Below are 21,231 nucleotides of genomic sequence, written 5' to 3'. Positions count from 1 at the left end.
TTATCTGAGGCGCCAGTCCGATGCTGACGTGTGCCGCAAACTGCTCGCGGAACACGCAGCCATAGGTGCCTTTACGCGAGATGTGAGCGACGCTGCGCAGAGGTGTCGGGCCTGAACGCAGCGTGTGGCGTTCAGAGAGTGCCGTTGCGTAGTGCCTCGGCCACGCACGTGACCACCGGCGCCCAATCCCCCAACACCGCTTGCCGGAACAACCTCATCCCCGGATACCACGGCGATTCGCTGCGCGACTCCAGCCAGCGCCAATCGGAATTGGCGGGCAACAGCAACCACACCGGTTTGCCCAACGCCCCCGCCAGATGCGCAACGCCGGTGTCCACCGCGATCACCAGATCGAGATTCATGATCAACGCGGCCGTGTCTTCGAAGTTGTTCAACTCGGCGGTGAAATCGTGCGCGCCGAAAGCCGACGGCGCGCCGGCCAGTTGCGCATGCGCCGGGCCTTTTTGCAGCGCGTACCAGGCCACGTTCTTCAACTCGCTGAGCGCGCTCAGGTCGGTCAGTGTCATCGACCGATAGCGGTCGTTGCCGAATGTCGGGCTGCCGGCCCAGACGACCCCCACCTTGCGCTTCGATTTGTCGGCCGCGCCGAGCCGCTTGCGCCATGCCTTGATCTTTGTCTTGTCGGCGGACAGGTAGGGCACGTCCGCAGGAAGGGTGGAGAGATCCATGCCGAGGCAGGACGGAATGCTCATCATCGGCACCCAGAAATCGTAGTCGCCGTCGGGCTCGCCACTATACGCGCGATGCACGCCCGCTACGCGTTCGACCAAAGGTAACAGAGGTTCCCGCACGCAGAGGTCGACGCTTGCGCCACGTTGGGCAAGCACGTTTGCAAAGCGCATGAACTGGAAGTGGTCACCAAAACCCTGCTCGCCGACCAGCAGCAGGCGGCGCCCTTCGAGCGGCTCGCCACGCCACTCGGGCACGCCCGGCACCGCGATCGCGTCGTAGTCGGTCTTGCGCCAGCGCAGCGCGAATTCGGCCCAGCCCTGCTTGTAGTCGCCGCGCTTGAGCAACAGCCACGCGAGATTCTGATGGGCATCTGCGTAGTGCGGATCGAGCGCGAGCGCCTGGCGATAGAAGCCTTCTTCTTCGTCGAGGCGCCCTTGCGCACCGAGCGATCCGCCCAGACACACGAGATGAGTCGGAATCGGTTTGAGCGCGACCGCGCGCCGGTAATGCGATTCGGCGCCCGCATAGTCGCCGAGCTTGCCGATCAGGCTGCCCAGGTTGACGTGTGCCTCCGCGTAATCCGCACGCAGCGCCACGGCTTGCTCGAAGCTGGCGATCGCCGCGCCGTGGTCGCCTCGCGCCTGATGCGTATTACCCGCGCTGAAGTGCGCTTCAGCCGATGCAGGATCGAGCGACAGAACGTGGCGATAGCACGCCAGCGCTTCGTCGAAACGAGCGAGTTTGTTCAGCGCCGTGCCGAGGTTCAAATGCGCGTCGAGCAACATGGGGTTCGACGCCAGCGCCAGCCGGTAATGTTCGACCGCTTCCAGCAACGCGCCTTGCGCTTGCAACGCGGCGCCGAAGTTGTTGTGCGCGTCGGCAAAATCGGGCTGGAGTTGCAGCGCCTGGTCGTAGCAGATCATCGCTTCGTCGAGATGGCCGAGCGCGGCCGCCACGAGTCCGCGGTTGCTCCAGCAGGCGGCATCGTGACGGTCGAGTTTGAGCGCGCGGCTCATCAAGCTGGCGGCGATGTCGTGAGCGCCGCGCTGATAGTGCAGCACGCCGAAGTAGTGCAGTGCGCCCGTATGGGCGCTATCGAGCGTGAGCGCCTCGCGGTAAAACGATTCGGCGGAGTCGAGGCGACCGGCCTGGTGCGCTTCGAGGGCGGCGTCGATCAATGCGGTGAGATAGGCGGTGTGCGGCGGTGCGGCGTGCGCGCGCTCAGGCTGGGACTGATGTTCCATGGAAACCTGCGGGAGAGCGTCGGCAGTGCGTGCTGCGCGTGCCGGCGCGTGTGGATGGGAGACGATTCAGCATCGTAGGCTCGCCTTCCGTTTCCCGACGATCGGACGCTTCCTAATTCGGCGGCATCCCTGTCGTGCAGTGTGTCCATTTCACTAACGTATCGCAGAAAGATCCTGCGATACGTCAGTGTTTATTGATTGCGAAAGTAAGAGTCCTACAGGAACATCAGGAAATTCAGCAGGAAGATGTTCACGACCAGCAAGGTGAGCGCCGTGGGTATCTGCACTTTGATCACCGCGTTCTTATCGGGCAATTCCAGCAGCGCGGCCGGCACCATGTTGAAGTTCGCGGCCATCGGCGTCATTAGCGTGCCGCAGTAGCCGCTGAACATGCCGATCGCGACCATCACCGCCGGATTGCCGTGAAACACGCCTACCAGAATCGGTACGCCGACACCGCCTGTCATCACCGGGAATGCGGCGAAGCCGTTGCCCATCACCATGGTGAAGAGCGCCATGCCGATGCAGTACACGGCCACCGCAATGAAGCGATAGTCGAGACTGATGTAGGCCGTGGTCACATGCGCCACAGCTTTGCCGACGCCGGCGTCCGAGAACACGAGGCCGAGCATGCCGAGCATCTGCGGCAGGACCGCGGCCCACGACAATGCATCGACCAGCCGGCGCGCTTCTTTCATGGACTGGCCCACGGTGTCGCGCGTCATCACGCAGGCAATCGCGAGCGCGATCACGCAGCCGATGCCGAATCCGATCAGCGTGACATTGGCCTTCTCGATCAACGGCATGCCACCGAACACGAGATGACTCGCCGAGAGTGTGATGATCACGGTGACGACCGGAATCGTCAGCGCGGGCACGAACAGCTTGTTGCGAAGGCGCGCGGCGCTCGCCATGCGCGCTTCGAGCGACAGCACTTTCGGCTTGCCCGCGGTCACGCCGCCAAAGCCCGCAATCAGCGCCATCACGATGACGAGCACGCCGACCACCGAAGGCGGCAGCTTGTCGCCGATCAGGAAGATCAGCGCGTAGAGAATCCAGAAACCGCCGGCGGTGAAACGGCGCGGGTGATCCCTGTCCGTGACGATCATGCCGCCGACGACGAGCAGCACCGCGCCCAGCAGCCAGAACAGATAGGTGATCGTGAGCGTCATGCTTTGTCTCCTGCGGCGGTTTGCGTCGACGAAACAGCGGGGTTGCCCGCCACGGCGTTGCCGCGCAGCTCGCGTTCGAGTTTGCGATCGAGCAGATAGAGCCGGAAGCCGTGAACGATGAACGCGCAGATAGCGGTCGGAATGCCCCACACCGCCACGTGAATCGGCTCGACGATGATCCCTGCTTCCTTCAGGAAGGTGGTCATCAGCACGATCGCGCCGAACGCGACGAAGATGTCCTCACCGAAGAAGAGGCCCACGTTGTCGGTCGCCGCGGAGAAGGCGCGCAATTTGAAACGCACCGCGTCGCTGATCTTGCCGAAGCGCGTTTCGGTCGCGCCTTCGGCCATCGGCGCGATCAGCGGACGCACCATCTGCGGATGGCCGCCGAGTCCGGTCAGGCCGACCGCCGCCGTCAACTCCCGCACCAGCAGGTAGACGATCAGAAGACGCCCGGCGGTCGCGGCCTTGATGCCGCCGATCCACGCTTGCGCCCGTTCACGCAGTCCATGCCGTTCGAGCAGACCGATGACGGCAAGCGGCAGGAGAATGATCAACGGGATATTGCGCGTCTTGATGAAGCCCGTGCCGATCTCGGCAAGAATCTTTTCAGGCGGGAAGTGCGCGGCGAGGCCCGTGATAATCGCGGCGACCGCCACGATCAGCATCGGATTGAACCGCAATAAAAAGCCGACGATGATGACGGCCACGCCAATGAGCGGCCATAGACTGACTGTTGTCTGCATCTGGATCTCCAAACAGGGTTTCAACCTTGCCGCTTGTGGCGGCTAACGTGGGCCGGCGCCTGATGGTCCGGGCGCCGTCTTGTTGCCGCGGCTCTTGATGGCCGCGTCTGCTTCGAACTACACCTGCACCTGCTGATCGACTGCGGGTACTGCAATGCGTCCTGTACCTGGTCAACGCCCCGCGTCAGGCGGGGCGTTGGAAGGTGCGCAGGGGTTGAGTCGCGCTGTCCGGCTCGTGCCCGGATGAACGCGTCCGGCTTGTGCCCGTGCCGACGTTCAGGCGCGGGCGGCGCCGGCCGCGTGGACTTCGATGCCGGCGTCCTGGAGCGCGCCGCGGATGCGCCGCGCGAATGCCAGCGCATGCGGGCCGTCGCCATGCAGGCAGATGGTCTGCGCGTTCAGCGGCACCCATTGACCGTCCACGGCCTGCACGCGTTGCTCGCGAATCATCGAGAGCGTGCGCGCCAGCACCTTGTCTTCGTCGTCGAGCAACGCGCCGGGTTCTTTGCGCGGCACCAGCGAACCGTCCGCGCGATAGCCGCGGTCAGCGAAAACTTCTTCGACGGCGGTGAGACCCACGTTGCGCGCGGCCGTCACGAGTCCGCTGTTGGCGAGCGCGAACACTGCCACCGACGGGTCGAAATCGTGCACCGCCGAAACGATCGCGTCGGCGATCCTGCTGTCGCGCGCGGCCTGGTTATAGAGCGCACCGTGCGGCTTGACGTGCGCGACGCGCCCGCCCTCGGCCTGGGCGATCGCGGACAGCGCGCCGAGTTGATACAGCACGCCCGCGTAGATGTCGTTGGCCGGCAGATCCATTTCCTTGCGGCCGAAATTTTCCGGATCATTGAAGCTTGGATGCGCGCCGATCGACACGCCTTTCTGCACCGCCCAGCGCACGCAGTCGCGCATCGCATTGGCGCCGCCCGCGTGCCAGCCGCACGCGATATTCGCCGAGCTGACCAGATCGAGCAGTGCCTCGTCGGACCCGCAGCCTTCGCCCAGATCGGCGTTCAAATCGATTTCCATGGTGTTCCTCTGCCTCAGTATCACAGCGTCGCGACGGCCGACCGGCGCGCGCAGCGTTCTTCATGCATCGCGATCGCGGCGTCGATCTGCCGCAAATACGTGCGTTCTTCGAGTAAAGCCTGACGCGCCTCGTGGGGCGTCGTCGGGATAAAGCGGACGGATGCGTTCAGGCGAACCTGCGCGAGCTTCCAGAGGTCGGCCTGGATCACGGCGCCGATCTTCGGATAACCGCCGGTGGTTTGCGCGTCGCTCATCAGCACGATCGGCTGGCCGTTCGGCGGCACCTGAATCGTGCCGGGCAAGACCGCGTGCGAAAGCAGATCGGTTTTGCGGGTGCGTTTGAGCTCGGCGCCGGCAAGGCGGTAGCCCATGCGGTTGCTGTTCGGCGTGACGAGCCATTCATCGGCCCAGAACGATTCGTGGGCTTCGTCGGTGAAGCTCTCGTATTCCGGTCCGCGCAGCACACGGATCGGCACCGCCCACGGCACGCCCGACGGATGACGGCCACGCCGCAGCGGCTCGTGAACCAGCACGAACTTGCACCAGGCGGGCGCCTTCACGCCGAACTCCGGCGCCTCGGGCGTAAAGCCGGCATGGCCGCGTTGCGGCGGTGCGCCAACCGGCAGACGGTCGCCGTCGCGCAACGCACGGCCGCCGAGTCCGCCGAAATGGCCGGCGAGATCGGTGCTGCGCGAGCCGAGCATCGGCAGGACGTCGACGCCGCCCGCCACGCACACATAACCGCGCATGCCGCGTTTGGCTGCGTTCAGCACCAGTTCCTGGCCGGCCTGTACCGGCAGGCTCCACCACGAGTAGACGGGTTTGCCATCGAGCGTCGCGCCGAATTCGGTGCCGGTGATCGCCACCCGCGTGGCGCGCAGAAAGCGCAGCACGGTCGGACCGAAGGTGATTTCGAGTCCCGCCGCATCGGGGCGGTTGCCGACCAGCCGGTTGCCCACTTCGAGCGACAGACGATCGAGCGCGCCGCCCATCGCGACACCCAGATGCCGATAGCCGTGGCGGCCGAGATCCTGAATCGTGGTCAGCAGACCCGCGCGAATCACATCGATCATGCGTGTATCCCCGCGATGGTGAAGCGCACCAGGTCGCCCGGCTGCAGCAGCGTGGGCGGCCGGCGCGTCGGGTCGAACAGCGGCAGTTCGGTGCGGCCGATCAACTGCCAGCCGCCGGGCGAGGTGGCCGGATAGATGCCGGTCTGCTCGCCGCCGATGCCGACGGACCCGGCCGGCACTTCGAGCCGCGGCGACGCGCGGCGCGGCGTGTGCAGCGCGGCTTCGAGTCCGCCCATATAGGCGAAGCCCGGCTGGAAGCCGAGGAAGAACACCACGTAGTCGCCCTTCGAATGACGTTCGACGACCTCGCGCACGCTCAAGCCCGTGTGATTGGCGACCTCGTGCAGATCGGGGCCGAACTCGCCGCCGTACTGCACCGGAATCTCGACTTCGCGGCCTGGCGCAGGCGCGTCGCTCACCGCATTCCAGGCCGCCTGTAGGTGACTCACCAGGGCGTCGCGGTCGGCTTCGAGCGGATCGAAAACGAGGGTGAGGTTGTTCATGCCAGGCACCACTTCCAGCACATGCGGCCATTCGCGCGCGGCTTCGGCGGCCGCCCACACGCGACGCTGGCATTCCAGCGTGGCCGGCGGCGGCGCTTCGCAGACTAGCGCGGTATCGCCGAGCGGAAAGATTCTTGGTTGGCTCATGGATTAACAGCCCAGATCGAGTCGGAGGATTCGGGCACAGCGTACCCTTTGAACAGCTATCGGCATCGGATGGACGACGATTGAAGCGTACATTATCAATAAAATATCAACAATTTATCAATAAGCGTTTTTGCCAGGCTCCCCTGGATCGGGCGCTCGTCGTACACTCCCGACACCTTCCCAAACTGCCTCTCGAGAATCTTCGCCATGTCGCGCCATCCCACCAAGATCGTCTCCTCGGAACATCTCGTGTCCGAGACCAGCGCGGAGCTGTCAGAACTCGAGTACGCGCTCATCATGGCAGGCAACGCATTCAACCGATGGATGGTGCGCTGCATGTCGGCGGCCGGCGACAAGGACATGACCGCCATCGAGGTCTCGCTGCTGCACCACGTCAGCCATCGCGAGCGCCGCAAGAAACTGGCGGACATCTGCTTCGTGCTGAACATCGAAGACACGCACGTCGCCACCTACGCGTTGAAGAAGCTCGTAGCTAGAGGGTATGTAAAAAGCGAAAAGACCGGCAAGGAAGTGTTCTTCTCCGCGACCGAGGCCGGCCGCGAACTCTGTCTGAAATATCGCGAGGTGCGCGAGAGCTGTCTGATTTCGACGCTCAAGGAAAGCGGCCTGACCAACGAGCAGATCGGCGAAGCGGCGCAACTGATGCGCAACGCGTCCGGTCTCTACGACACGGCCGCGCGGGCGGCCGCGTCTTTATAACGCAGCCCGGTTTGCGCGGCGGCGGCGCAGCCGCTTCGTGCAGCGCTCACCAAACGCTTAATCCGCCGGGTGCGGATAGAGCGCCGCCTCGGTGACGATCAGGTCGAGTGGAATGTCATGGGCTTCGCGCCGCAATGCCGGCGTGCGGCACGCTTCGTACGCGATACCCACGGTGATGGGCTTTTTCGCGCCCGGCCACGCAGCCAGCGTACGATCGTAATAGCCGCCGCCATAACCGAGCCGGTAGCCGTGAGCGTCGAAACCGACGCACGGCACGAACAGCAGCTCGGGAATCACGACCCGCCCGGAAGCCGGCACGGTGATTTTGTGATGACCGATCTTCATGGGCGTATCGGGCGTCCATGCATGAAATTCGAGCGGCACGCCGCGCTCCTTGACCACCGGCAAACTCGCTTCACGCTGCGTGCTTGCCGCAAGCCAGATCGAGATCGCGGCGCGGGCGTCGAATTCGCCGGCGAGCGGCCAGTAGAATCCCACGCTGTTCACGTCGTACTGCTTCAACGCATCGAGCAGGTGCCGTGCGAGCGCGCTATTGCGCGCGGGCTCGGAAGCCGCTTGCAGCCTTGCTTCCAATAGCATTTTACGCAGTGCCTTTTTCGATTCCGCGGCAGGGTTGCATGCTATGCTTGGGTTCAATTCGCGCTCCAGAAACAACGATGTCAAAACGCCTTTACCGAGTATATCGCGCGGCCGGTCTGGCGCTTGCCGCCGCGGCACTCGTCGCGTGCAGCACGGCCTCCGCCGTCAAGCCCGTTCCTCTTTCGCAACTCACGAACGACGACCAGATCTTCGTTCAACTGCGCGAGGCGGCCCGCAGTAACGACGCGGCGCGCGCCGCGCAGTTGGCGAGCATGATCCCGAGCTATCCGGCGCCTTCATATCTGGAGTACTTCCAGATCAAGCCGCAGCTGTTCGATTCTGGCGGGCACGCACGGGTCGACGCGCCGGACGCGCCGGTGCTGAGCTTCCTGCAGAAGTACGACGGCCAGGCGATCGCCGACCGCTTGCGCAACGACTATCTCACGGTGCTAGGTGCGCGGCACGACTGGCGCAATTTCGATCAGCAATACGCCCGCTTCGTGCTGAACGACGACACGCAGGTGAAGTGCTACGCGCTCGAATCGCGCGCCTCGCGCGGCGAGAACGTGGCCGACGCGGCCCGCGCGCTGCTCGTCGATCCGAAATGGTACGGCGACGGCTGCGTGGATCTGATCAACGCGCTCGCCATCAACCAGCAGTTCAGTTCCACCGACGTGTGGCAACAGATCCGCCTCGCCTACGAACAGAACTACACCAACACGGGCGCGAAGCTCGTCGACGCGCTCAGCAACCAGCCGCCCGACCCGGTGCTGTTCAATCAGGCCACCACCACGCCGCCGTTGCTGCTGGCGCGCGGTGTCGGGCCGGATACGCAGTCGCATCAGCTCGCGTTGCTGGCCATCACGCGCATGGCGCGCAACGACCCGGCCATGGCCGCGGCCACGTTCGCGTCGGTGGCGCCGTCGCTGAGTTCGCCGGAGCGCGCCATCGGCTGGGGCACGATTGCTTATCAGGCAGCGGCCAAGCAGATGCCGGGCGCGGTGGACTGGTATCGCCTGTCGGTGAATGCGCCGCTGTCGAACCCGGCGTATGAATGGCGCACCCGCACCGCCTTGCTCGCGGGCGACTGGACGATGGTGCGCTGGTCGATCGAACAGATGCCGGCGGCGCTGCGCAATCAGCCGTCGTGGGTGTATTGGCATGCACGCGCGCTCAAGCAGGCGGGCGACACGAGCACGGCCAACCAGGAATTCGAGTCGATCTCGCAGGGCTACAACTTCTACGGCCAGTTGGCCGCGGAAGAATTAGGCCAGAAGATCACGGTTCCGCCGAAAACCACGGTGACCGACGCCGAAGTGCAACAGGCCGGCAACACGCCCGGCTTCGATCTGGCGCAGCGCTTCTATGCGCTGAATCTGCGGCTCGAAGGCAATCGCGAATGGAACTGGCCGCTGCGCAACATGAGCGACCGGCAACTGCTCGCCACCGCCGAATACGCACGCCGTATCCAGCTGTATGACCGCACCGTCAACACGGCGGACCGCACGAAGACCGAGCACGATTTCTCGCTGCGTTATCTGTCGCCGTTCAAGGATATCGTCGAGCGCGATTCGCAGTCGAATGGGCTGGATGTGGAATGGGCCTATGGCCTGATTCGCCAGGAGTCGCGCTTCATCATGAATGCGCGCTCGGAAGTCGGCGCGAGCGGTTTGATGCAGTTGATGCCGGGCACCGCGCAACTGGTCGCGAAGAAGATCGGCCTGGGTCCGATCTCGCGCGAACAGATGAACGACATCAACACCAATATCCTGCTGGGCACGAACTATCTGTCGATGATCTACAATCAGTTCGACGGGTCCGCCGTGCTGGCCACCGCAGGCTATAACGCAGGGCCCGGCCGTCCGCGTAGCTGGCGGCAATCGTTGCAGCATCCGGTGGAAGGCGCGATCTTCGCCGAGGCGATTCCGTTCCAGGAAACGCGCGACTACGTTAAGAATGTGTTGTCCAACACGGTCTACTATGCGGCATTGTTCGAAGGCCGTCCGCAATCGCTGAAGGCGCGTCTGGGTTACATCGCACCGTAAGCGCCGTGCCGCCGCCGTCTCGTTTCGAGCGGCGGCGCGCCACGCCAGCCGTTGCCGCGGCTTCCACCAGGGAGTCGAAAAATGCGACACAAAGCTATTGCGATCATCGGCGGTTCCGGGTTTATCGGCAGCCATCTCGTCAACGCGCTCGTCGAAGCGGGCAAAGACGTGCGCATCGCCACCCGGCGACGCTACAACGCACGCCATCTCACCCTCCTGCCCATCGACGTGATCGAAGCGGACGTGTTCGATCCGGTTCAACTCGCGCGTTTTGTCGAGGGCGCTGATTGCGTGATCAATCTCGTGGCCACGCTGCACGGCAAACGCGGCACGCCGTATGGTCCGGAGTTCGCGCGAATGCACGTGGAGTTGCCCACCAGAATCGTGGCCGCGTGCGAAGGCAAGGGCGTGCACCGGCTGCTGCATGTCGGCGCGTTGGGCGCCGACCCGAACGGCCCGAGCATGTACACGCGCTCGAAGGGCGACGGCGAGAAGGCCGTGCACGCGGCCAATCTCGCATGGACGATTTTCCGGCCGTCGGTGGTGTTCGGACCTGAAGATCAATTCCTCAACAAGTTCGCCTTCCTGCAGCGGATGTTTCCGGTGATTCCGCTCGCCATGCCGGATGCGAAATTCCAGCCGGTGTACGTGGGCGATGTGGCCAAGGCGATCGTCAACGTGCTCGATCTCGATGCAGCCGGCGGCCGCACCTACGAACTGGGCGGTCCGACCGTCTATACGCTCGAAGATCTCGTCAAGTATTGCGGCGATGTGATCGGCAAGCATGCGCGCATCATCCGCCTGCCGGAAGCGTTCGCGCGCCTGCAGGCGTTGACCTTCGAAATGGCGCCCGGCGAGCCGGTGATCTCGCGCGACAATCTCGATTCGATGAAGGTCGATAATGTGTTGAGCGGACCGCTTGCGCCTGAACTCGGCATCGAGCCGGCCAGCATCGAAACGATCGCGCCGATCTATCTGACTGGCGCGTCGACACGTTCGCGTTTCGACACGTTTCGCGCGAGCGCGGGGCGCTGATTTTTTCTCTCATTTCTTATTCAAAGCATGAAGCTGCTTATAGGTGACAAGAACTACTCCTCATGGTCGATGCGTCCGTGGCTGCTGTTCAAACATTTCGGCATTACGTTCGAGGAAGTGCTGATCCATCTGAATCAGCCGGACACCAATTCGAAAGTGCTCGCGCACGCGCCGTCGGGGCCGGGCAAGATCCCGTGTCTGATCGGCGACGACGGTACACCCACGTGGGATTCGCTGGCGATCGCCGAAACACTGGCTGAGCGTTTCCCTCAGCATGCGCTGTGGCCGCGCGATGCGGCGGCGCGTAGCCACGCTCGCAGTGTGAGCGCGGAAATGCACTCGGGTTTCGGCGAGCTGCGCTCGAACATGTGGATGAACATTCGCGCGTCGTTCCCGGGCAAGAACGCCACGCCGGGCGCACTGGCCGATGTCGCGCGGATCGAGGCAATCTGGCGCGACTGTCTGGACACTTATGGCGGCCCGTTTCTGTTCGGCGAATTCAGCATTGCCGATGCGATGTACGCGCCGGTCGTGATGCGCTTCCGGACCTGGCAGCCGGCGCTGTCGGACGTGTCCAGAGCTTACGTGCAGCGCGTGACGGAACTGCCGGCGGTGAAAGCGTGGATCGACGACGCGCTGAGCGAAACGTATGCGATCGCTTATCAAGACGTATGCCCATGAACATCTATGCAGTAGGCGGCGCGATCCGCGACGAGTTACTGGGCGTACCGGTGCAGGATCGTGATTACGTGGTGGTCGGCGCAACGCCGGAGCAGATGGTGGCGCAAGGCTACCGTCCGGTGGGCAAGGATTTCCCGGTGTTCCTGCATCCGCAGACTCATGAGGAGTATGCGCTCGCCCGCACTGAGCGCAAGACGGCGGCCGGCTATCACGGTTTCCAGTTTTTCTATGCGCCGGATGTCACGCTGGAAGAAGACCTCGCGCGCCGCGATCTGACCATCAACGCAATGGCGCGCGAAGTGCGTCCGGACGGCGAGTTGACCGGCCCGGTGATCGACCCCTTCAACGGCCAGGGTGATTTGCAGGCGCGCCTCTTCCGCCACGTCAGTGACGCGTTTCTCGAAGACCCCGTGCGGATTTTGCGGATCGCCCGGTTTGCGGCCCGCTTTGTGGACTTCACCGTCGCGCCGGAGACGCTGGCGCTCATGCGCAAGATGGTGGCCGACGGCGAAGTGGACGCGCTGGTGGCCGAACGCGTGTGGCAGGAAGTGTCGCGCGGTCTGATGGAAAAGAAGCCGTCGCGCATGTTCGAGGTGCTGCGCGAGTGCGGTGCGCTGGCGCGGATTCTGCCGGAAATCGACGCGCTGTTCGGCGTGCCGCAGCGCGCCGACTATCATCCCGAAGTGGACACGGGCGTGCACGTGATGATGGTAGTCGACCATGCAGCGCAGCAGGGTTATACATTGCCGGTCCGGTTTGCGGCGCTGACGCATGACCTCGGCAAGGCGACCACGCCCGAAGACGTGTTGCCGCGGCATATCGGCCACGAAGGGCGCAGTGTGGATCTGCTGAAGCCTTTATGCGAGCGGCTGCGCGTGCCGAACGATTGCCGCGATCTCGCGCTGCTGGTTGCGCGCGAGCACGGCAACATTCATCGCGTGATGGAAATGGGTGCTGCTGCGCTGGTGAGGCTGATCGAGCGCAGCGACGCGATCCGCAAACCCGCGCGCTTTGCTGAAGCCTTGCAGGCCTGTGAAGCCGATGCCCGTGGGCGGCTGGGGTTTGAGATGCGGGACTATCCGCAGGCTGAGCGGTTGAGAGTGGCGCTCGTCGCGGCGCGGGGCGTGGATGCCGGCGCCGTGGCCAAACGGCTCGCCGACGCGCCGGCCGGCATCAAGGACGCCGTGCATCAGGAGCGGGTCCGGGCCGTGGAAGCGGTCCTCGGCTAAGACCTTCAGGTTGCGAGAGCGGCGGCAAGCGTGAGGCCCACGCCATTGCCGCCGCTAAAGGCAGCGGACCCTAGAGCAGTCTGGCCAGAAGCGACAACACCATCGACAACACCAGCGTCGACATGAACGGAAACGGGTACTCGCGCCCAAAGAGGCGCAAGGTTACGTCACCCGGCATGCGGCCAATGCCAATTTTTCTGAGCCACGGCCAGCACGACGACAACACCGCCACGGCAATAAACGTAGTCAACAGCCAGCGGATCATCGTCGGTTCCTGATGCGGAAATTCACAGGGTATGCGACCGGTCGCCGCTCGCGAATGCTTGCAGCGTATCGTCCAGTCCGCGCGAGAAGGCAATCACCTTGAACAGTTCACCCATCTCCGCTTCCGACAACAACTTCTGCACCGCATTCGCCGCGGGCAAATACTGTTTGGTGTCCGCGGGATCGATCTCCGCCAGCGCCTCGGTGATTCCCGCATTGAGCAGAAACCGCGCTTGCGACGTAAAGCCCAGCAGGTCCGCGCCCGTCTCGACGCCCGCCTCGGCGATGCCGGTGAATTCAACGTGTGCGGTGATGTCCTGCAAGCCGGGGTAGAGGAACGGATCGCCGTGCGCACGATGCCGGTAATGGCACATCAACGTGCCTTGCGCGCGCTGCGCGTGGTAATACTCGTGACGCGGAAAACCGTAATCGATAAAAAAGGCCGCGCCGCGTACAAGCATCGTGCAGATGGTGCGCGTGAATGCGCTGGCGGCTTCGTGCGTCTCCGTCACGTAGTCTTCGCCGGCTGTGTCGATTTCCGACAGCAGCGCGAGATCCGCCGCGGCGGACACGGGCCGGTCGTCGAATGCGAACGCTTCGTCGCGCCACACCACGCCGCGTTCGTGCCAGGCGCCGCCGGTGAAGGCGAACAGCCGCACAGGCATTGCGTCCAGCACCTCGTTGCCGATCACCACACCTTCGAACCGCTCCGGCAGCGCGTCCAGCCAGCGCACTTTGGCGGCGAGCGCCGGCACCGCGGCCTCGATCGCCTCGCGTTGACGCTCACGGAGTTCGCCCGACAGATCCACGATCGAGTAGCTGTCGAATTCGGCACCCAACGCGTCGAGCGCATCGAGCAGGCCGGCGGCGAGTTTGCCGGTGCCGGCGCCGAATTCCATCACGTTGCGCGTGCCGCTCGCCTGCAAGGCTTCCGCAATCGGGCGCGCCAGCGTTGCGGCGAACAGCGGCGACAGTTCCGGCGCGGTGACGAAGTCGCTGCCGTCGTCGCCGCGCAGACCGAATTTGCGGGCGCCGCCGCTGTAATAGCCCAGTCCCGGCGCGTACAGCGCGCGTTCCATGTAGCGGTCGAACGGCAGCCAGCCGCCGGCGGCTTCGAGCTCCGCACGGATCTGCGCGACCAGCGCTTCGGACTGCGCAAGCGCGCTAGGGCCGGGAGCAGGTAAACTATCGGGTTGGTGAGCTTTCGGATTCATCCCCGCATTGTAAATGACCGCCTCTCTGGACACCGTCTCCGCCCGCGCGCCTGACACGCCGCGCGTCGTGCTGATTACCGGCGCCGCCCGCCGTATCGGGCGCTCGCTCGCGCTCGGTTTTGCCGCGCGTGGCTGGGACGTGGCCGTCCATTACGGCGCCTCGGGTGCGCAAGCCGACGAACTGGTCGCAGAAATCACCGCCCTGGGCCGCCGGGCGGTCGCGCTGCACGCGGAATTGGCCGACGAGGCGCAAGTCCAGCGGCTTTTACCGGCTTGTATCGACGCCTTGGGCCGGCCCTCGTGTATCGTCAACAACGCCTCGCGCTTCGAGGAGGACACGGCGTACACCGTCGGTTACGAGCTGCTGCTGAAGCTGACCGCGATGAACCTCGGCGCGCCGCTGGTGCTGGCGCGCGGTTTGTACGAGTTGACGCCGGAGGCCGCGCGCGCCGACGAAAGCTTGCGCAGCGTGGTGATCAACGTGCTGGATCAGAAGCTGTACAACATGAACCCGGATTACCTGTCGTACACGCTGACCAAGGCGGCGTTGCAGACAGCCACCGTCGCGCTGGCCCAGGCGTTGGCGCCGAAAGTGCGCGTGGTCGGGCTCGCGCCCGGTTTGACGATGCAATCCGGCGATCAGACGCCGGAGGGTTTTGAAGCCGCTCACCGTACTACGCCTTTGGGCCGCGCGTCGCGGGCCGAGGATATTGTCGCCGCCGCGCTGTATCTCGCGGACGCAGCGGGCGTGACCGGAACGACGCTGGTGGTCGACGGCGGGCAGCACCTCGTGCCGCTGCCGCGTGACGTTATGTTTTTGATGGGCGCCTGAAGCGCACGGCGAGCCGCCACTCTGGCGGCCGCCGTCGTTTGACGCGCCCCTTTGCGTGCTCCGCACGCTTTTTTCGACTGGAACGAACATGTTTGCCGCTCTTTCGCATCCCCGGCTCGCCGATTGCCGCCGGCTTTTTCTGCGCAATTACGAAGTGCACATCAACATTGGCGTGCACGACTTCGAAAAGCGCGGCGAACAGCGCGTCGTGATCAACGTCGAACTGTTCGTGCCGCTCGCGCTGTCCACGCCGGTCCACGACAAGCTGAACGAAGTGGTCGACTACGACTTCATGCGTTCCACCATCTCGCGCCGCGTCGAGCAAGGCCATATCCACTTGCAGGAAACGCTCTGCGACGATCTCGTGAAGACCATGCTCGAACATCCGCAAGTGCGGGCGGCGCGCGTGTCGACGGAAAAGCCGGACGTTTATCCCGACTGCGACGCGGTGGGCGTCGAAGTCTTCCGTATCAAGGAGGATTGAGCCATGAATGCTCCGGAAATCCTGAACGGCGCCGCAACCGCCGCAACCGCCGCTGCCGCCGAGGCCGTGGGCGCGGCCGGCGCGACGCAAACCGCCGCGCGCGCCAAGTCGCCGCTCACACGCCGCGAACAGAAGGAAGCGTACGAGAACAACAAGCTGTTCAAGCGGCTCGCGCGCCAGGTCGGCGAGGCGATCGTCGACTTCAACATGATCGAGGACGGCGACAAGGTGATGGTCTGCCTGTCCGGCGGCAAGGACAGCTATGCGATGCTCGAAATCCTGATGCGGCTGCGCGAGCGCGCGCCGATCAACTTCGACATCGTCGCCGTCAATCTCGACCAGAAGCAGCCGGGCTTCCCCGAGCACGTGCTGCCCGAATACCTGAAGCAGCTCGACATTCCGTTTCACATCGAGAATCAGGATACGTACAGCATCGTCAAGCGGCTGGTGCCGGAAGGCAAGACCACCTGCTCGCTGTGCTCGCGGCTGCGGCGCGGCATTCTGTACCGCGTGGCGGGCGAACTGGGCGCGACCAAGATCGCGCTCGGCCATCATCGCGACGACATTCTGCAAACGCTGCTGCTGAACATGTTCTACGGCGGCAAGCTGAAGGGCATGCCGCCCAAGCTGCAATCGGACGACGGCAAGAATATCGTGATCCGCCCGCTCGCCTACGTGAAGGAAACCGATCTGGAGAAGTACGCCGAGCTGCGCGAATTCCCGATCATTCCGTGCAACCTGTGCGGCAGCCAGCCGAATCTCAAGCGCGCGGAAATGAAGGCGCTGGTGCGCGACTGGGAGAAGCGTTTCCCGGGCCGCATTGAAAATATGTTCAATGCGTTGTCGAATGTCGTGCCCTCGCATTTGATGGATCACAAGCTGTTCCCGTTCGCCGCTCTGCGCGCGACCGGCGAGGCCGATCCGCAAGGCGATATTGCGTTCGACGAAGAGCCGTGTTCGACCGACGCCGGTAATGGCATGGCGCTTGACGGAGCGCAATCGATTGCAATCGTCCAGTTTGACGATCTTTGACCAAAACGCCCGTGGCACGGGCGTCTCCGTCCATTCCAGTTTGCAACGAGGCCGCTAAAGCGGCCTTTTTCGTTAGAGGGTGCGTGTTAGAATCGTCGGCTCCAAACTCGTCTATTTGCGGTGCCATGAACATTGTGATTTTGGCGGCAGGCACCGGCAAGCGCATGCGGTCCGCGCTTCCCAAAGTGCTGCATCCCCTGGCCGGTCGGCCGCTCCTCGCTCACGTCATCGACACGGCTCGCACGCTCGAGCCCACGCGTCTCGTGGTGGTGATCGGCCACGGTGCCGAAGCCGTGCGCAAAGCCGTCGCGGCGCCGGACGTGCAATTCGCCGTGCAGGAGCAGCAACTCGGCACGGGCCACGCGGTGCAGCAGGCGTTGCCGCTACTCGACCCGTCCGCGCCCACGCTGGTGCTTTACGGCGACGTGCCGCTCACGCGCGCCGGCACGCTGCGGGCGTTGACCGATCGCGCGGGGCAGGGCGGCTACGGCGTGCTCACCGTCACGCTCGCTGACCCGAGCGGCTACGGGCGCATCGTGCGCGATGCGCATGGCAAGGTGGCGCGCATCGTCGAGCAGAAAGACGCGACGCCCGAGCAGCTCGAGATCGCCGAGATCAACACCGGCATCATCGTCGCGCCGACCGAACGTCTGGGCGACTGGCTCGCCGCGCTGAAGAACGACAATGCGCAAGGCGAGTTCTATCTGACCGACGCGGTGGAAATGGCGATCGAGGCCGGTCTCGAAGTCGTCACCACGCAACCGGACCACGAATGGGAAACGCTCGGCGTGAACAGCAAGCAGCAGCTTGCCGAGCTCGAGCGGATTCATCAGCGCAACGTGGCTGACGCGTTGCTGGTCGCGGGTGTGACGCTTGCCGATCCGGCGCGTCTGGACGTGCGCGGCACGCTGGAATGCGGCCGCGATGTCTCGATCGACGTGAACTGCGTATTCGAAGGGCGCGTCACGCTGGCCGACAACGTCACCGTCGGGCCGAACTGCGTGATCCGCAATGCGAACATCGGCGCCGGTACGCGCATTGACGCGTTCACCCATATCGAAGGCGCCGAGGTCGGCGCGAATGTCGTGCTCGGACCGTATGCGCGCTTGCGCCCAGGCGCGTCGCTGCATGACGAGTCGCATGTCGGCAACTTCGTCGAGGTGAAGAACGCGGTGCTCGGTCACGGTTCGAAGGCGAATCACCTCACGTATATCGGCGACGCGGATATCGGCGCGCGGGTGAACATCGGCGCGGGCACCATCACCTGCAATTACGATGGCGCGAACAAATTCCGCACGATTATCGAAGACGACGTGTTCGTCGGTTCGGACACGCAACTGGTTGCGCCGGTGCGTGTGAAGCGCGGCGTGACGATCGCGGCGGGCACCACGGTCTGGAAGGACGTCGAAGCGGACGCGCTGGTCCTGAACGACAAGACGCAAACGAGCAAAACGGGCTACGTGCGCCCGACCAAAAAGAAGAGCTGATGGGCATGACGCGCGCACGAGGCGCGCTCCTTGAAACCCGGCACTAGCACTGAAAAGGAATGATCCATGTGTGGCATTGTCGGCGCGGTAGCGCAACGTAACATCGTTCCCGTCCTGATCGAAGGACTGCGTCGCCTCGAGTATCGCGGCTACGATTCGTGCGGCGTGGCCGTGCTCGGCAGCGACGGTCCGCGCCGTGCGCGCAGCGTCGCGCGTGTGGCCGATCTCGACGAGCAGGTGCGTGAAAGCCATCTCGAAGGCATCACGGGTATCGCGCATACGCGCTGGGCCACGCATGGCGCGCCGGTCACGGACAACGCCCACCCGATCTTCTCGAAAGACACGCTCGCGTTGGTACACAACGGCATCATCGAGAACTACGAAGTGCTGCGCGAAATGCTGCGCGGCAAGGGTTACACGTTTGTCTCGCAGACCGACACAGAGGTTATCGCGCATCTGATTCACAGCCTGTATCGCGGCGATCTGTTCGCGGCGGTGCGGGAAACGGTCGGGCAACTGCACGGCGCGTATGCGATCGCTGTGTTGCATAAAGACCAGCCGCATACGGTGGTCGGCGCGCGGCAGGGTTCACCACTGGTGGTCGGTCTCGGCGAGGGTGAGAACTTCCTTGCCTCGGACGCGCTGGCGCTCGCGGGCAGCACCGAACGGTTCATCTTCCTCGAGGAAGGCGACGTCTGCGAACTGTCGCTTGAGGGCGTGCGCATTGCCGATCGCGACGGCTATGAGGCGCAGCGCGAAGTGCGCCAGGTGGCTGCGTATGGCGGCGCGGTCGAACTCGGCCCGTATCGTCACTTCATGCAGAAGGAAATTTTCGAGCAGCCGCGCGCGATCACGGACACGATTCCGCAAGCGGATTCGTTCGATCCGTCGCTATTCGGCGAGGGCGCGGGCAAGGTGTTCGCAGAGATCGACAGCCTGCTGATTCTGGCGTGCGGCACGAGCTATTACTCGGGGCTGACCGCGAAGTACTGGCTCGAATCGATCGCGAAGATTCCCACTCAGGTGGAAATTGCCAGCGAGTATCGCTATCGAGAGTCGGTGCCGAATCCGAAGTCGCTGGTCGTCGTGATATCCCAATCGGGCGAAACGGCGGACACGTTGGCGGCGCTCAAACATGCACAGGATCTCGGTCACAAACATACGCTGGCAATCTGCAACGTCGGAACGAGCGCGATGGTGCGCCAGACCGAGCTGGCGTTCCTGACCCACGCGGGCCGCGAGATCGGTGTTGCATCGACCAAGGCGTTCACGACGCAACTGGTTGCGCTGTTCGTGCTGGCGGCAACGCTGGGCAAGTTGCGCGGGCGTGTGAGCGAAGAGCAGGAAGCTGAGTATCTGAAGCAACTGCGTCACTTGCCGGCGGCATTGAATAGCGTGCTGGCGCTGGAGCCGCAGATCATTGCGTGGTCGGAAGAGTTTTCGCGTAAGGAACATGCGCTGTTCCTAGGGCGCGGCTTGCATTATCCGATCGCACTTGAGGGCGCGCTCAAGCTCAAGGAAATTTCGTATATCCACGCCGAGGCTTATCCGGCCGGCGAGTTGAAGCATGGGCCGCTCGCGCTCGTGACTGAAGCCATGCCGGTGGTAACGGTGGCGCCGAACGACGCGCTGCTGGAAAAGCTGAAGTCGAATATTCAGGAGGTGCGCGCGCGGGGCGGTCAGCTGTATGTGTTTGCCGACGCGGATACGAAGATCGTCAACGATGAAGGCTTGCATGTGATCCGGATGCCGGAGCATTACGGCCTGTTGTCGCCGATCCTGCATGTGGTGCCGCTGCAGTTGCTGGCGTATCACACGGCGTGTGCGCGGGGTACGGATGTGGATAAGCCGCGGAATCTGGCGAAGTCGGTGACGGTGGAGTGAGGGGGATGGTGTTCGTTTAACGTCACCACCACGCCACGCCGTTGAAAAAACCACCCGCCCACGGGTGGTTTTTTTCGTCCCTACGGTTGGCGCCGAACAACCCTCACTCTCGCACCAATTTCACCGCCGCCGCCGAAACAAACTCCGCGCGCACGCTATCGCCCACTTTCAACTGATCGAGCGAAATTCCCTTCGCGGCCCTGAGCACTTGTCGATGCTTCGGTCCACGCAGCGTCACCATGCGGCTCTTGCGGTCAATCTTCAACACCGTGGCGATCACCCTCACGCTATGCGCCGACGACGCGTAGCCCGCCGAAGCCGGTATCGCTGCGGTCGTCTCCACGCGTTCGCGCACACCCTTGGTGGATAACCTGTCGATGTTAAGCAGTAGCGCCTGCTGATACGCAACATTGAGCTTGTCGCCGATCTTGAGCCGGCTGACATCGGCGAGGGCAGGATTGACGTCCACGTCAGCCAGATTGCCGCGCGGACCGCGCAGCGTAACGCTGTTCGTGGCGGTATTGATTGCGACGACGCGGACTTGAGCGTGAATCAACTCGGCGCGCGCCAGCGCCTGTTGCCCGGCGTGAGCATCGGTGTCCTGCGCGAAGGTGGATTGACAGTGCGCGGCCAGCACGCTCGCCAGCACAACTACCCCAAACATCACAGCGGTCCATGAGCGGACTTTGCGCGAACAGGTCATTCTCTGCTCCCGAAGTGATCATCACGATCAATAACGCAAGCAATCAACTCAAAACCCGCCACGCGCGGGCGCCTACAACTCCGGGCGTGCCAGGTCGCTGGTGACAATATGTTCGCCGTACACCTGCGCTGCGGCGATCGCTTCCAGCTTGGTTGCATACGGCCCGAGTTCGGGCGCGCCGTCGAATGGAAACAGTACGCGTCCGTCCGTGGTTCGAACCACTTTCAGCACGCCGAAAAAACGCTTGTAGCCGGCGAGTTTCGACGTGGCCGAAATGTCGAAATCGTCCTCCGACGTCGCGGGCACGCTTGGAATAAATGCGGTCTTGCTCATTACCTGGGAGCATCGCTTGTTCAATGGGCCGGCATCGGCAGGAAACGCCAAGCCTACACCCGGTTGTCCCGGGAAGACATT

The 21,231-nt window shown here is 63.8% G+C and carries 21 protein-coding genes; 10 read left to right on the top strand and 11 right to left on the bottom strand.

Going from position 1 to position 21,231, the window contains the following annotated elements:
• Positions 1-131 precede the first annotated feature (131 nt).
• From NE850_RS15270 to pxpB, 6 genes are all read right to left on the bottom strand, one after another.
• On the bottom strand, positions 132-1,937 hold the full coding sequence (locus NE850_RS15270) for a tetratricopeptide repeat protein (protein WP_007179905.1): 1,806 nt from the start codon (positions 1,935-1,937) through the stop codon (positions 132-134).
• A 215-nt stretch (positions 1,938-2,152) separates the two neighbouring features.
• Positions 2,153-3,109, bottom strand: coding sequence for a DUF979 domain-containing protein (locus tag NE850_RS15265; RefSeq protein WP_007179904.1), 957 nt, complete (start codon positions 3,107-3,109; stop codon positions 2,153-2,155).
• The gene (locus NE850_RS15260; RefSeq protein WP_007179903.1) at positions 3,106-3,855 is read right to left on the bottom strand and encodes a DUF969 domain-containing protein; all 750 of its coding nucleotides are present in this window, start codon (positions 3,853-3,855) and stop codon (positions 3,106-3,108) included. The genes NE850_RS15265 and NE850_RS15260 overlap by 4 nt, the downstream gene beginning before the upstream one ends.
• A 276-nt stretch (positions 3,856-4,131) precedes the next feature.
• Positions 4,132-4,884, bottom strand: coding sequence for a 5-oxoprolinase subunit PxpA (pxpA, locus tag NE850_RS15255; protein WP_007179902.1), 753 nt, complete (start codon positions 4,882-4,884; stop codon positions 4,132-4,134).
• Between the two features lie 20 nt (positions 4,885-4,904).
• On the bottom strand, positions 4,905-5,957 hold the full coding sequence (locus NE850_RS15250) for a biotin-dependent carboxyltransferase family protein (protein WP_007179901.1): 1,053 nt from the start codon (positions 5,955-5,957) through the stop codon (positions 4,905-4,907).
• Positions 5,954-6,607 (bottom strand): 5-oxoprolinase subunit PxpB, encoded by a 654-nt coding sequence (gene pxpB / locus NE850_RS15245; RefSeq protein WP_165187184.1) that lies wholly within the window; start codon positions 6,605-6,607, stop codon positions 5,954-5,956. Before pxpB ends, NE850_RS15250 begins: the two co-directional genes overlap by 4 nt.
• A 207-nt stretch (positions 6,608-6,814) precedes the next feature.
• Here pxpB and NE850_RS15240 point away from each other — a divergent pair, with 207 nt between their 5' ends.
• A complete protein-coding gene (locus NE850_RS15240; RefSeq protein ID WP_007179899.1) occupies positions 6,815-7,327 on the top strand; it encodes a winged helix DNA-binding protein in 513 nt (170 codons plus the stop codon).
• 57 nt (positions 7,328-7,384) lie between these two features.
• Here the strand turns inward: NE850_RS15240 and NE850_RS15235 are convergent, their stop codons facing one another.
• Entirely contained in the window at positions 7,385-7,927 is a 543-nt protein-coding gene (locus tag NE850_RS15235) for a 5-formyltetrahydrofolate cyclo-ligase (protein WP_007179898.1), read from the bottom strand.
• Between the two features lie 77 nt (positions 7,928-8,004).
• Here NE850_RS15235 and NE850_RS15230 point away from each other — a divergent pair, with 77 nt between their 5' ends.
• The 4 genes from NE850_RS15230 (at position 8,005) to NE850_RS15215 (ending at position 12,917) form a co-directional block, all read left to right on the top strand.
• Positions 8,005-9,972, top strand: a complete 1,968-nt coding sequence (locus NE850_RS15230) for a lytic transglycosylase domain-containing protein (RefSeq protein WP_035517818.1) — start codon at positions 8,005-8,007, stop codon at positions 9,970-9,972.
• A gap of 81 nt (positions 9,973-10,053) precedes the next feature.
• The gene (locus NE850_RS15225) at positions 10,054-11,007 is read left to right on the top strand and encodes a complex I NDUFA9 subunit family protein (RefSeq protein ID WP_007179896.1); all 954 of its coding nucleotides are present in this window, start codon (positions 10,054-10,056) and stop codon (positions 11,005-11,007) included.
• Positions 11,008-11,034: 27 nt separating this feature from the next.
• Positions 11,035-11,688: a glutathione S-transferase family protein gene (locus NE850_RS15220; RefSeq protein ID WP_310698896.1), complete on the top strand. Its 654-nt coding sequence runs from the start codon at positions 11,035-11,037 to the stop codon at positions 11,686-11,688.
• Complete coding sequence (locus NE850_RS15215; RefSeq protein ID WP_007179894.1) at positions 11,685-12,917, top strand: multifunctional CCA addition/repair protein; 1,233 nt, start codon at positions 11,685-11,687, stop codon at positions 12,915-12,917. The genes NE850_RS15220 and NE850_RS15215 overlap by 4 nt, the downstream gene beginning before the upstream one ends.
• Positions 12,918-12,987: 70 nt before the next feature.
• Here the strand turns inward: NE850_RS15215 and NE850_RS15210 are convergent, their stop codons facing one another.
• Together NE850_RS15210 and NE850_RS15205 are read right to left on the bottom strand one after the other, a co-directional pair.
• Positions 12,988-13,182, bottom strand: coding sequence for a DUF2905 domain-containing protein (locus NE850_RS15210; protein ID WP_007179893.1), 195 nt, complete (start codon positions 13,180-13,182; stop codon positions 12,988-12,990).
• 22 nt (positions 13,183-13,204) lie between these two features.
• Positions 13,205-14,395, bottom strand: coding sequence for a class I SAM-dependent methyltransferase (locus NE850_RS15205; protein ID WP_310698895.1), 1,191 nt, complete (start codon positions 14,393-14,395; stop codon positions 13,205-13,207).
• A gap of 13 nt (positions 14,396-14,408) precedes the next feature.
• On the opposite strand from NE850_RS15205, the gene NE850_RS15200 reads away from it, so the two are divergent.
• The 5 genes from NE850_RS15200 (at position 14,409) to glmS (ending at position 20,114) form a co-directional block, all read left to right on the top strand.
• Positions 14,409-15,227, top strand: coding sequence for an SDR family oxidoreductase (locus NE850_RS15200; RefSeq protein WP_310698894.1), 819 nt, complete (start codon positions 14,409-14,411; stop codon positions 15,225-15,227).
• Between the two features lie 88 nt (positions 15,228-15,315).
• Entirely contained in the window at positions 15,316-15,711 is a 396-nt protein-coding gene (locus tag NE850_RS15195) for a dihydroneopterin aldolase (protein WP_007179890.1), read from the top strand.
• Between the two features lie 3 nt (positions 15,712-15,714).
• A complete protein-coding gene (gene ttcA / locus NE850_RS15190) occupies positions 15,715-16,743 on the top strand; it encodes a tRNA 2-thiocytidine(32) synthetase TtcA (RefSeq protein WP_165187175.1) in 1,029 nt (342 codons plus the stop codon).
• Between the two features lie 125 nt (positions 16,744-16,868).
• The gene (gene glmU, locus NE850_RS15185; RefSeq protein ID WP_007179888.1) at positions 16,869-18,230 is read left to right on the top strand and encodes a bifunctional UDP-N-acetylglucosamine diphosphorylase/glucosamine-1-phosphate N-acetyltransferase GlmU; all 1,362 of its coding nucleotides are present in this window, start codon (positions 16,869-16,871) and stop codon (positions 18,228-18,230) included.
• 66 nt (positions 18,231-18,296) lie between these two features.
• Positions 18,297-20,114 carry a glutamine--fructose-6-phosphate transaminase (isomerizing) gene (glmS, locus tag NE850_RS15180; RefSeq protein WP_007179887.1) on the top strand — a complete coding sequence of 606 codons (1,818 nt, stop codon included), beginning with the start codon at positions 18,297-18,299 and terminating at the stop codon, positions 20,112-20,114.
• A 103-nt stretch (positions 20,115-20,217) separates the two neighbouring features.
• Here glmS and NE850_RS15175 read toward each other — a convergent pair whose 3' ends face one another.
• Positions 20,218-20,778, bottom strand: a complete 561-nt coding sequence (locus NE850_RS15175; RefSeq protein WP_232064227.1) for a copper-binding protein — start codon at positions 20,776-20,778, stop codon at positions 20,218-20,220.
• A 111-nt stretch (positions 20,779-20,889) separates the two neighbouring features.
• Positions 20,890-21,150, bottom strand: coding sequence for a DUF6723 family protein (locus NE850_RS15170; protein ID WP_007179885.1), 261 nt, complete (start codon positions 21,148-21,150; stop codon positions 20,890-20,892).
• Positions 21,151-21,231: the final 81 nt, after the last annotated feature.

The organism is Paraburkholderia sp. USG1, assembly GCF_031570135.1.
GTDB lineage: Bacteria > Pseudomonadota > Gammaproteobacteria > Burkholderiales > Burkholderiaceae > Paraburkholderia > Paraburkholderia dioscoreae.
Note: the sequence above shows the minus strand (reverse complement) of the source record. Positions and strands in the feature narration are given on the sequence as shown.